Here is an 11,051-nt window from a genome sequence, read left to right on the forward strand (position 1 = left end):
AAAAATTTTCCTGCGCTTTTCACCTGAAAATCTATAACAATCCTGTTATTTCATCAGTTTCTGAAGCGTTACAACCAACTCATCGATCGTCTCATCTTTTCCCTCGCGGATATCCTCTGCCACACAGGTACGGATATGATTCGCCAGAAGGACTTTATTGAAACTGTTGAGCGCCGCATTGATTGCCGACACCTGAATCAGAATATCCGGACAGTACGCATCTTCTTCTACCATGCGCTTCACACCTCTGACCTGCCCTTCGATCCGGCTCAGACGGTTGATCATGTCCTTGTATTCTTTTTCAGAACGCTCTTTCGTCTTATGACAGTGACAACATTCTTTCTTTTCTTCCATGCGTCTCACCTCTTATTTTTTCTCTCTACGATGGCTATTATATACCCCATATGGGTATATTGCAAGGGAAATTTTCTCGATTTTAAAATTTTTATATACAGCAATGAATGATGGTTGCACAATGACACATTCTTGTACCGGGCACGTGTCTTTGGCTCATTGTATCTTTTATTTAGCAGAAACTTTTTTACACACAAAAAGAACCTGCAGGTTTTTCAACCCACAGATTCTCTTATTCCTTCTTACTGTTTATTTAAAAGAAACATTCTCAATAATCACCTGATCAAACATCGTATGAAGTACTCTGCCCTGTTCATCTTCTCCGTTTCCATTCTGATAAACATTTGCTACATAAACATCATACAAAACTTCTGCACGCTCCGCATCATCCAGTCCATTCAAGAATTCTGCGATTCCTTCATAAATGGCTCCTACCAGATCTCCTTCCTGCGGATTATTTTCAACATATCACTCATAGCTTGTCTCGTCTTGTTCCTTCGCACTTTTTTTAAAAGAAATTGTTCCATCCTTGATTCCCTCAGATATATCTTCAATTCCTTTATCTTTATACTTTGCTTCTTCTGCCACACTAACAATCTTATTATACCCACCAGCCGGTAATTTTCGTCAATTTCTTATTATTTACAAGGCAAAAAGATTTACCACGGAATATTCTTCCATTGTAAAGGAGTTCCGACTTTCTATATCATAAGACGCGATCGCATATCTGCATGCAGCTACATTATCAAACGTGCCCTCTTCTATTCCCTACGGACGATATCCGGTCTTATCCGCTTCCGTTATTTCGCGGATCACTTTACAAGGAACCCCAGCTGCAACCACATTTGCCGGAATATCCTTCGTAATCACACTTCCGGAACCTATGATCGTATTATCACCTATGGTTACACCCTGGTTAATATGCACACCGGCTCCAACCCAGACATTATTCCCGATTCTGACCGGCTTCGCATAGCAGGCTCCATGTGTCCGCTCCCATGCATCCATTGCATGATTAGAGGTATAGATTCCAACTCTCGGTCCAAAGAGAACGTTATCACCGATTTCAATACCACCGCCATTCAGCATAATACAGTCAAAATTTGCATAAAAATTATTTCCTATTGAAATGTTATATCCAAATTCACATCGGAAATTCGGTTCAAAATGAACACCTTTCCCGATGGATCTTAACAGTTTCTTCAGGATAGCTTCCCGCTCTTCCGCCGGTTTTCCAAAGCTTGCATTATATTCATTGGTTAAAAATACCGTCTTTTCACGTGCTTCCACCAGCTCATCTGACAAATCATTATACATATTTCCATTTAAGATAAACTGCCTCTGTTCTTCTAAATTCATCTTCATTTCCTCCTCATGTCCCTGATTGCAGATCATTTATTTTCATATCTTCAATTATAGACGAAAATCTTTTCAATTTTTGTGCAGAATGCAAGCAGATCCACAACTTCCGGTGACAGACTGTATCTTGTTACCTGACTTGGATTATATGGGTTGCGGGTCAGCGCGTAACCTTACTTTATTCGATTAAGAAACCATTCTGAATAGAACGCCGGAATGTCCGTTCGCATTCCTGTGTGTAGGACCATTTATCTCTTCCTCATTTCCATGCATCTATCTCTTCCCGCGATTTGAATATAATAATATTTTTATTCTTATATTTTCTTAGCATCTCATTAATCTCAGGGATTTCATCCCTTGAAAAATTGATAATAAAATTTCTGAATTCTGCTGACAGTTCTTCTTCCTGCCATGGCATATCTTCTCTTTCACTTCCAATACGCCCCTCTACGCCCGCAAGACACACATTTGTTGGCAGATCTAAAAAGAATACCGTATCACATTCTTTAAAACGCATTTCAAGTGTTCTTCCATAATTACCATCGATAATCCATTCTTCCTGCTTTATAATCTCAGATAATTTTGCATCAAATTCCTGCTTTGTTATCGTTGTCCTGTCCGGCTTATGCCAGATCATATCAAGATAATACAATGGAAGTCCTGTTTTGTCTCTGAGTTTTCTTGCAAATGTACTTTTCCCCGCACCGGGGCACCCAAGTATCAGAACTTTTTTCATATTTATTTATCTCCTGATCCTTTTCCTAATTATAGTTAAAGAAGCCAACCTCAGTATATCACAAACCTCCAGCAACATTCCCACACATATCTACTCTGGACATATGAACCATTTCCTTCATTCCGTACATATATCCGCCACTATACCATAAAATAAGCGAGCAAAACGAAATATTATAGCAATCTGATGAATGAATGATTTTAGAATCCTGTAATAAAACTGCACTTTTTTTAGAGTTGTTCAATCTTACATTCATGTTCCTTTGTCTTGCTGTTATAACTGATTCCAACAGCAAGAATGCGTCCTGTATATTCCTTTCTTTCTGCTGTTTTTCCTTTAAACCGCAAAGCATATTCTTTTTCTTTTATCTGTGCAATTGCCTCTTCCGGCTTATGATCTACTTTCAGTTCCAGTATCATACAATCCTGATCATGTCTGATTGGATAAAAAATAAAATCAACGTATCCTTTCCCCGCTTTATCTTCCCGCTCCACTCCGTACTGGTCTCTCGCAGCCAGATATACAAGATTGATAATTGCTGATAATTCTGTCTCATTATTGTACGATAAAATCGGTACTTCCGTATTATGTGCATACTGAATAATCTTTGCCATTGTTTCCGTATCGCCCGCAAGAGTCGCCTGCAACATTTGCGAGGACGCATTTGCCAAACGATACACATATCCCAAAGATTCTTCTTTTTTCATCATTGCTGCATAACTGCCCATAAGCTCCTTATTCGGGATAAACACCATCCCGTTATCATATGTCAGAAGTCCATACACAACCATTGCTGAATAAATCTCTTCTTTTGTCTTTAATTCCTGTGCTGTCGCAGCATACTCCTGTATCCCGGAAGGTATTTTTTCTCCCGCAAACATCAGTGTCAGATCATTTTGAATCTGATCCACATTATATCGGATATAAGTAAACACCGAATCATATTTGCCAGAGCTTACCCAGTAATTCGATAATTGATTGTCGGTAAGCGCACATACTACAGAACGTGGATTATACAGTCGTTCTCCGGAGGCTGTATGATATCCATCATACCACTCTCTCAGGCTTTCTCTGGTAATCTGTGGTTTTTTCGTATTTTTCAGATAACGGTCATACAACACGTCAACTTCTTCATCTGAAAATCCAAAATACTCACTGAACCTTACTCTTGTTGCCATATTATATTCCAGAAACATATTCAATTCTGATCCATCCGAATACTTTGCAATCGGAAGAACACCAGTCATATATGCCAGTTCTACATAGCTTTTTCCTTTCAGTAAAAGCTTCAGAAAAAGAAGAAAATTTTCTCTGTCCTGCTCTGTAATAAAAGACATATGAAAAACAGCATCCCATTCATCCATTACAAAAACAAACTTATCTCCTGTCTTGTCAAAAACATGCGATAAAATATCCCATACTGCTGCATCAGATTTTATCTCAAGCTCTGGATACGCTTCTTCAATATCCCGGATCAGACCATCCTGGATTCTGAGGATATATTCCTGATAATTTCTGCATCCCCTCGGCATTTCACTGAAATCAATATAGATCACATCATGCCTGCCAGCCTGTTCTTTATAGTGCTTATACCTTGAAATATAAAGATCATCAAATAAGGATTCTTCCTCTGTATTTTCAAAAAAAGCCGCGATCATATTTGCCATAATCGTCTTCCCAAAACGCCTTGGACGGGTAATACAGAAAAAGCGCTGTTCCTGCTGCAATGCCGGAATCAATTCTTCAAGTATCTCCGACTTATCAACAAAATAGGGCCCATTCTTGACGGTTCTGTATTTATCATATGGTTCTTTATTATTCAAAAACTGTCCCATTTTATGCGCCCTCCCTCTATGCCTATAATATGAGTATAGCCTTTTTTCTCCGGTGGTGCAAGAATTATAAAAATGTAAATCTATTTCGCATTCAGCTTCCAGTCCGCTGACTCCATCTGCATTTTCTACCGCTCTCATACGATGTACAATGATTTTCCGGTTTAATGATTTCAATTTCATTCTTTTCTGATGCCCCTTTTATAAATGCATCAATTGTGATCAGCGTGTTTCCTTTTCTGGCACTTCCGTTAATAATTACAATGTTCATATATCCCCTCCAACCATCGAATTATATACTCTTTTTATTTCACCAAATCTTTCCGATTTAATTAAAAATTTATAACACCATTATCAATGTACCTGCTCCTATCAAAATACAGCCAATGAGTGATTTTGCAGTAAACTGTTCATGTAAAAACACAAATGCCAATATAAGTGTGATTACCACACTCATTTTATCTATTGGTACAACCTTTGATGCATCCCCCATTTGTAAAGCTTTATAATAGCACAGCCACGAAGCTCCTGTTGCTAATCCAGATAAGATTAAAAAAATCCAGCTTTTCTTACTGATTTCTGCCAGTCCATTCTGCGCATGAGTAAGAAAGACCATGCCCCATGCCATGATTACTACAACAATGGTTCGGATTGCAGTTGCCAGGTTGGAATTCACTCCTTCTATACCTATCTTGGCAAGAATTGAGGTTAACGCAGCAAATACCGCTGATAAGACAGCAAATATCATCCACATAATAACACCTTCTTTTCACATAAAAAAATAAGAACTGATCATTTCACCAATCTGTTCTCTTCTCCCCAAATGCAAAGTTGATCCAGTACAGTCATCAATGACTTCCCTCTTTCTGAAAGGCTGTACTCCACCTTCGGCGGGATCTGCGGATATTCCGTCCTGATAATCAGTCGGTCTTTCTCCAGCTCTTTGAGATTGGTACTGAGTGTTTTGTCGGAAATAGTTTTCAGATACCGTTTTAATTCATTGAACCGTACCGTTTCAAACTCCATCAGACAGTATAGAATAACCATCTTATGTTTGCCGGAAATCAAGGACAATGTGTAGGCAAAGCCTGTATCTTCAAAATTTGCATTTTCGATATAGTTCTTTATCATAACGCTTTCTCCTTAGATAGTACCTGTCTTTTTTGTTGGTACTTGAATTTATAAATTGCCTGTATATAATTATAAGCAGGATAAATCATACTGTCAAATGAATTTCAAGTTATGAGAGCAAAACTAGTTACTGTTCACAGTAAATGACATTTACTTAGGAAAATTTCTTATCAGAAAAGGAATTTCCCTTTTTCAACTATATAAATTGATAGTAACGCTCAATTCACCTTCCAATAATCAGCATGAGTCAAACAATCGTCCAGTCCAAATTTGAATCCTTTAAATTAATATTGTTTTCATTCGTATTGCCGTATATAATCTTTATTATATGATGTAAGTGTCAAAAGTATCAATTGCGTTTGTGCTCGCGCAAATAAGCAATTGATACTTATTGACACGCCGAACACTGAAAACGAAATAAAATGATATGAATACGCCATTTTATGGGAGTTTGAGGTGTTCAAGGATTGCGGGAATCGCTTCGCAATGGAGCAATCTGATTACACCAGTGAGCGGCAAAATTTACTTTTGACACTCACATCATTATTATACAAAAAAAGGAGTCTGCACGACTATGGATTATATTTCTGTAAAAGAAACTTCGAAGAAATTCCATTTATCTGAACGCCGCATACAAAAACTCTGCGAAACCAACCGGATTGAGGGTTGCAAAATGGTCAGCGGCATCTGGTTGATCCCTGCCTCGGCCACTAAACCTTCCGATGAGCGAATGACGAATTTCCCGAAAGATTCCGATTATCTCTCTTTAAAAGAATTATGTGATATACTTTCCATTTCGACCGCAACCGGGCGCAACTGGATCAAGCTTGGCAAACTTATTCCTGAATATACGGATAAAAGAAAGCCTTATTTTACAAAACAATATACCGAAAAGTTGAAAGCCGAACTGCAATCAGGCAAAAATCAATCGCTGAAAAGCAGACGTAACAAGAAATTTGTCTGTGGAAATTCTCTTTACAGCGCCTATATTTCTGAAAATTGTCAGAATATCGAACCACTGCAGCAGATTCTCCGAATTGTAACCGATGAATCCATTGCTCTTTCATCGGATGTGATTCAATATTTCATTGCTGACTGTGCCCTGCATTTGCTCGCCCAAAAATATGATCTTTCTTTCAAGCATGAAAAAGCGTTGCTGAGCAGATTTTTAAAAAAAGAAATCACCCTGTCTCTATACGACGAACTGATCTATGCTTTGATTGCAGATTCCGAGCAGGCTCTGCTTTTCTGTGAAAAATATTCTCCGCTTTTTGATTTTGATTATGTATACGAACCTGCTGAAGATATTCTTGGTCTCATTTACATTTCCTGTAAAAATATCGACAGCCGCAAGGCAACCGGCTCCTACTATACGCCTACCAAAATCGTCAAAAAGCTGATTGAGAAGCTGGATATTGCATCAGATGCCAGAATTCTGGATCCCTGCTGTGGAACTGGAAATTTTTTATTGCAGCTTCCAGCACATGTTCGTTTTGACCAGATTTATGGCAATGACACCGATACAATCAGTGTAAAAATCACCCGGTTGAACATGGTTTTAAAATATGACATTCTTTCTGTCAAAACTCTGTACGAGCATATAACCAAAGCCGATTATCTTGCATCCGATTCAAAAACCTCTTATCAGTATATCATCGGCAATCCGCCATGGGGATATGAATTTTCCGAGTCGGAAAAGGAAAAGCTTCGCAAAAACTATCGGACTGCTTCCGGGAAAAATATAGAGTCTTATGATTTGTTTATTGAAAAAGCACTACGTAATTTGTCCATAAACGGACAACTCTCTTTTATTCTTCCAGAGGCAATACTTAATGTAAAGGCACATACACCGGTCCGTACTGCCATTATGGAAAGTAATTCCATCCGATATCTTAATTTTTTGGGAAATGCCTTTGATAAAGTTCAGTGTCCCTGCATTATATTGCAGCTCATTCACACCGGAAAGCCACTTTCGACAGTCGGAATGGAAGTATCCGACTGTAGTCACTGTACAACCATTCTGACAAATCGTAAAATTTCAGCCGAATATTTCAGCTTTCATACAACGGATGCTGAATATCAGCTGCTTGAAAAAATTCGGCATATTCCTAAAACAAAATTCCTTGCCGGAAATGCGGATTTTGCTTTAGGAATTGTAACCGGAAATAATAAAAAATATATTTCTTCCGTGAAAAACAAAGATAACGAAGTTATTTTAAAAGGCTCCGATATCTGTAAGTACCATACTAATCCGAACTCAAACTATATCGTGTTTAACCCACAGAATTTTCAGCAGGTAGCACCTATAGAAATGTACCGTGCGCCAGAAAAGCTTTTGTATCGTTTTATCAGCAGCCAGCTTGTCTTTGCTTATGATGATAAACAAACGCTTTCTTTGAATAGCTGCAACTTAGTCATTCCCAAGCTTGAAGGACTGCATATAAAATATATTCTTGCCATTCTTAATTCCAGGGTTGCACAGTTTATTTACAAAATGGAGTTTCACTCCGTGAAGGTATTGCGCTCTCATATTGAAAATATTCCGATTCCGGATGTTAATGCCGGCATGCAAAACAGTATCATCCAAGCTGTCGAACCACTAATTAACGGACTGCCTCCTGAGGGAGCACAAATTGCCTACGAGCAACTTGACCAATTGATTTTTAAATTATTTAATCTTACCTCTAAAGAGCAGGATATCATTAAGCATGCAGTAGATGGAGAAAACAAATTTCTGTTCTGACAAACATAAAACCAGAGATATTCCTGGCTTCCCCTATTCAACAATAGGATTGCCAGGTCTGCTCTGGTTTTTTCTTATCTTCCTTTCTTCTTAACGACATTAAGGACATCTTTTTCAGCAACCAAAAATGGTCTTAGCTCCTCTTCTGTCATAAAAACCTGGCCTTCAAATACAGCTGCTCCTGCCTGTTGCAGTAGCTCTTTCAATTGTCTCCGTAATTCTTTCATTTGTATGCCTCGTCTTCACAAAGTCTTATCTCTTATTCCCCATACAGAACACAGCCACAACCCCCGGACCTGTATGTGACCCAATCACCGTTCCAATGCAGTTAATCAGAATATTGTGGACTCCCATCTTCTTCTCCACCTGTCTTGCCACAAATTCCGCATCTTCTTTGCAGTCACCGTGTGTGATCATCACAATATCATTATCCCAACCTTCGGACTGCTTCACTGCCATATCCACGATGTGTGTCAATGCTTTCTTTCTGCCACGTTCTTTTCCAATAACCTTCAGTTCGCCATGATCGTCCATGTGGATGATCGGCTTGATCTGGATCATCGTTCCAACAATTGCAGAAGCCTTTGATACTCTTCCACCTCTATGTAAATGGAATAAATCATCAATCGTAACGTTGTGCATGATATGAAGCTTGTTCTCCTCCACCCAGGCAGCTACTTCTTCCAGACTCTTTCCTGCACGCTTCATCTGAACAGCTTTGTACACAAGAAGCCCCTCTCCCATGCATGCGCAGAGCGAATCAATTACGATCAGCTTCCGCTCCGGATACTCTTCCTGCAATTCTTCTGCTGCCATCCGGATACTGTTATAAGTTCCGCTAAGTCCTGACGAAAAAGCAATATATAAAATATCCTTTCCCTCTTTCAGATACGGTTCCAGTGCTTCTCTTGCCTGCTCCGGATTGATCTGAGAAGTAGTCGGCATCGACCCTGCCCTGACTTTTGCAAAAAATTCTTCCCCGGTAAGTCCAATCATATCCTCATAAGACTGTCCATCGATCAGATAAGTAAGAGGAATATACGGAACCCCAAGCTCCTCGGTCAGGTATTCCTTCGGTAAATCCACTGTACTGTCTGTCATGATTATATATTCACTCATAAGTGTGCCCTCCTTCATCCCTTTAGGGATTTATATATTACTTATAATTATGTACAGTATACCCTCTTTTCCGCAAGATAGCAAAATCTTTTTCCCATGCTAAAAAAATCTTAAGTTTCTTAATAACTTTTGTCATAATCCGGTATATTTTCCTTTTTTTGTGAAATGCTAAATCTATGCAGAATCCAGGCAGTAAAATATTTCCGGGATTCCAGATTTTCTTAACTTTAAATTATCTCTGAATGGAGGATTCAATATGGAAAAACATACTGTCAGTGCTTCTCTCACCGACAATACAAAATATATGAACCGGGCTCTTCCCGTAAAAAAGAGCTTTGATATTATCGAACGAAATCTGATCATCGGCGGTCAAAATAGTGCCTTTTATTTTATTGATGGTTTCACCAAGGATGAAACCATGCTGAAACTTATGGACTCCTTCCTCAATATTTCCGCCGATGATATGCCAGAGGATGCAACTTCCTTTTCTACAAGCTGCATCCCCTATGTGGAAGTTGATATTCTCGGTGACTTTGACAGCATTTTCAAAAATCTTCTGTCCGGTGTCACCTGTCTTTTTATTGACGGCTATGAAGCCGCTATTGCCATCGACTGCCGTACTTACCCGTCCCGCAGCATCGAGGAACCCGATAAAGACAAATCCCTGCGCGGTTCCCGTGATGGCTTTGTGGAAACAATCGTATTCAATACTGCCTTGATGCGCCGCCGGATCCGCGATCCGCATCTGATCATGGAAATGTATGAAGCCGGCACTTCCACACGCACCGACGTAGCTCTCTGCTATATGTCCGACCGTGTAGACCGCGAACTTCTGACCACGATCCAGAATAAACTGGAAGAAAGCAAATCCCAGGATCTGAAAATGAGCCAGCAATCTCTTGCGGAAGCTCTCTTTCAGCGCAAATGGTACAATCCCTTTCCAAAATATAAATTTACCGAACGTCCGGACACCGCATGTGCCTGCCTGATGGAAGGAAAAGTGATCATCCTTACTGATACCTCCCCATCTGCACTGATCCTGCCAACCTCCATCTTTGATATGATCGAAGAGGCAAATGATTACTACTTTCCGCCAATCACCGGAATCTACCTGAAAATATCCCGTGTACTGATCTCACTGCTGACTGTCTTCATGGTTCCACTCTTTCTGCTCTTTATGCAGAACCCGGCATGGATACCGGAGATCTTCCGCTTCGTTCTGATTGAAGATACGGTCAACATCCCCCTGATCTTCCAGATCCTGATCCTGGAGCTTGCCATCGACGGACTCCGCCTCGCCGCCCTCAACACCCCAAGCATGCTCAGCACACCACTCAGCGTCATCGCCGGTATCGTCATGGGTGAATTTTCTGTCGAATCCGGCTGGTTCAACAGCGAGATCATGCTCTACATGGCATTCGTCTCCATCGCCAACTACACCCAGCCCAACTTCGAACTCGGCTACGCATTAAAATTCATGCGTCTCCTGCTCCTTATCCTCACCGCCATCTTCAACCTCCCCGGATTCCTCACTGGCTGCCTCATCGTCGTCCTCTGCATCACCTTCAACAAAACCCTATCCGGCCATAGTTACCTGAACGTAAAATTAAACTAATCCCCTGTAGCCTGCAACAAAATTGCAGGCTACACCTACATAACCTTCACCTTTCCACAACTCCCCCTTCCCACCACTACCTAAATCTCCTCAACCGGTTATCAGTCCAGCCTTGTAAAAAAGTGTCCTATCGATACAGTAACGTCGGCGACCGGGATCAAA

The 11,051-nt window shown here is 40.1% G+C and carries 11 protein-coding genes and 2 pseudogenes; 2 read left to right on the forward strand and 11 right to left on the reverse strand.

Translation table 11 applies throughout. The features are described 5' to 3' along the window. Positions 1–45 precede the first annotated feature (45 nt). The 9 genes and pseudogenes from NQ556_RS10390 to NQ556_RS10430 form a co-directional block, all read right to left on the reverse strand. Complete coding sequence (locus tag NQ556_RS10390; protein ID WP_022220535.1) at positions 46–354, reverse strand: metal-sensing transcriptional repressor; 309 nt, start codon at positions 352–354, stop codon at positions 46–48. A 249-nt stretch (positions 355–603) separates the two neighbouring features. Further along, positions 604–756: a hypothetical protein gene (locus tag NQ556_RS10395; protein ID WP_008374845.1), complete on the reverse strand. Its 153-nt coding sequence runs from the start codon at positions 754–756 to the stop codon at positions 604–606. A gap of 366 nt (positions 757–1,122) precedes the next feature. Then, positions 1,123–1,713: a sugar O-acetyltransferase gene (locus tag NQ556_RS10400; RefSeq protein WP_022220536.1), complete on the reverse strand. Its 591-nt coding sequence runs from the start codon at positions 1,711–1,713 to the stop codon at positions 1,123–1,125. A 50-nt stretch (positions 1,714–1,763) separates the two neighbouring features. Next, a pseudogene (locus NQ556_RS16725) lies at positions 1,764–1,961 on the reverse strand (DUF1848 family protein). Positions 1,962–1,972: 11 nt separating this feature from the next. Beyond that, complete coding sequence (locus NQ556_RS10410) at positions 1,973–2,449, reverse strand: P-loop NTPase family protein (protein WP_008374839.1); 477 nt, start codon at positions 2,447–2,449, stop codon at positions 1,973–1,975. 230 nt (positions 2,450–2,679) lie between these two features. Then, positions 2,680–4,284 carry an AAA family ATPase gene (locus tag NQ556_RS10415; protein ID WP_022220537.1) on the reverse strand — a complete coding sequence of 535 codons (1,605 nt, stop codon included), beginning with the start codon at positions 4,282–4,284 and terminating at the stop codon, positions 2,680–2,682. Positions 4,285–4,438: 154 nt separating this feature from the next. Continuing rightward, positions 4,439–4,552 (reverse strand): annotated as a pseudogene (locus tag NQ556_RS16730) (flavodoxin family protein); the annotation flags it as partial. 69 nt (positions 4,553–4,621) lie between these two features. After that, the gene (locus tag NQ556_RS10425; protein WP_008374835.1) at positions 4,622–5,035 is read right to left on the reverse strand and encodes an EamA family transporter; all 414 of its coding nucleotides are present in this window, start codon (positions 5,033–5,035) and stop codon (positions 4,622–4,624) included. 38 nt (positions 5,036–5,073) lie between these two features. Beyond that, the gene (locus NQ556_RS10430; protein ID WP_008374833.1) at positions 5,074–5,412 is read right to left on the reverse strand and encodes a winged helix-turn-helix transcriptional regulator; all 339 of its coding nucleotides are present in this window, start codon (positions 5,410–5,412) and stop codon (positions 5,074–5,076) included. Positions 5,413–5,986: 574 nt separating this feature from the next. Here NQ556_RS10430 and NQ556_RS10440 point away from each other — a divergent pair. After that, entirely contained in the window at positions 5,987–8,155 is a 2,169-nt protein-coding gene (locus tag NQ556_RS10440) for a TaqI-like C-terminal specificity domain-containing protein (RefSeq protein ID WP_022220539.1), read from the forward strand. Positions 8,156–8,229: 74 nt separating this feature from the next. On the opposite strand, the gene NQ556_RS10445 is transcribed toward NQ556_RS10440, so the two are convergent. Beyond that, a complete protein-coding gene (locus NQ556_RS10445) occupies positions 8,230–8,382 on the reverse strand; it encodes a hypothetical protein (protein WP_008374824.1) in 153 nt (50 codons plus the stop codon). 25 nt (positions 8,383–8,407) lie between these two features. Continuing rightward, positions 8,408–9,274, reverse strand: a complete 867-nt coding sequence (locus NQ556_RS10450) for a DegV family protein (RefSeq protein ID WP_022220540.1) — start codon at positions 9,272–9,274, stop codon at positions 8,408–8,410. A gap of 256 nt (positions 9,275–9,530) precedes the next feature. Between NQ556_RS10450 and NQ556_RS10455 the strand changes: the two genes are divergently transcribed. Then, complete coding sequence (locus NQ556_RS10455) at positions 9,531–10,889, forward strand: spore germination protein (RefSeq protein WP_022220541.1); 1,359 nt, start codon at positions 9,531–9,533, stop codon at positions 10,887–10,889. The last annotated feature ends 162 nt before the right edge of the window (positions 10,890–11,051 follow it).

The organism is Coprococcus comes ATCC 27758 (assembly GCF_025149785.1).
Lineage (GTDB): Bacteria > Bacillota > Clostridia > Lachnospirales > Lachnospiraceae > Allocoprococcus > Allocoprococcus comes.

What these genes read in the sequence shown, in the direction of transcription:
- NQ556_RS10430 (WP_008374833.1), bottom strand. Translation starts at nt 5,412, where the DNA reads ATGATAAAGAACTATATCGAAAATGCAAATTTTGAAGATACAGGCTTT.
- NQ556_RS10390 (WP_022220535.1), bottom strand. Translation starts at nt 354, where the DNA reads ATGGAAGAAAAGAAAGAATGTTGTCACTGTCATAAGACGAAAGAGCGT.
- NQ556_RS10445 (WP_008374824.1), bottom strand. Translation starts at nt 8,382, where the DNA reads ATGAAAGAATTACGGAGACAATTGAAAGAGCTACTGCAACAGGCAGGA.
- NQ556_RS10455 (WP_022220541.1), top strand. Translation starts at nt 9,531, where the DNA reads ATGGAAAAACATACTGTCAGTGCTTCTCTCACCGACAATACAAAATAT.
- NQ556_RS10400 (WP_022220536.1), bottom strand. Translation starts at nt 1,713, where the DNA reads ATGAATTTAGAAGAACAGAGGCAGTTTATCTTAAATGGAAATATGTAT.
- NQ556_RS10410 (WP_008374839.1), bottom strand. Translation starts at nt 2,449, where the DNA reads ATGAAAAAAGTTCTGATACTTGGGTGCCCCGGTGCGGGGAAAAGTACA.
- NQ556_RS10415 (WP_022220537.1), bottom strand. Translation starts at nt 4,284, where the DNA reads ATGGGACAGTTTTTGAATAATAAAGAACCATATGATAAATACAGAACC.
- NQ556_RS10425 (WP_008374835.1), bottom strand. Translation starts at nt 5,035, where the DNA reads ATGTGGATGATATTTGCTGTCTTATCAGCGGTATTTGCTGCGTTAACC.
- NQ556_RS10440 (WP_022220539.1), top strand. Translation starts at nt 5,987, where the DNA reads ATGGATTATATTTCTGTAAAAGAAACTTCGAAGAAATTCCATTTATCT.
- NQ556_RS10450 (WP_022220540.1), bottom strand. Translation starts at nt 9,274, where the DNA reads ATGAGTGAATATATAATCATGACAGACAGTACAGTGGATTTACCGAAG.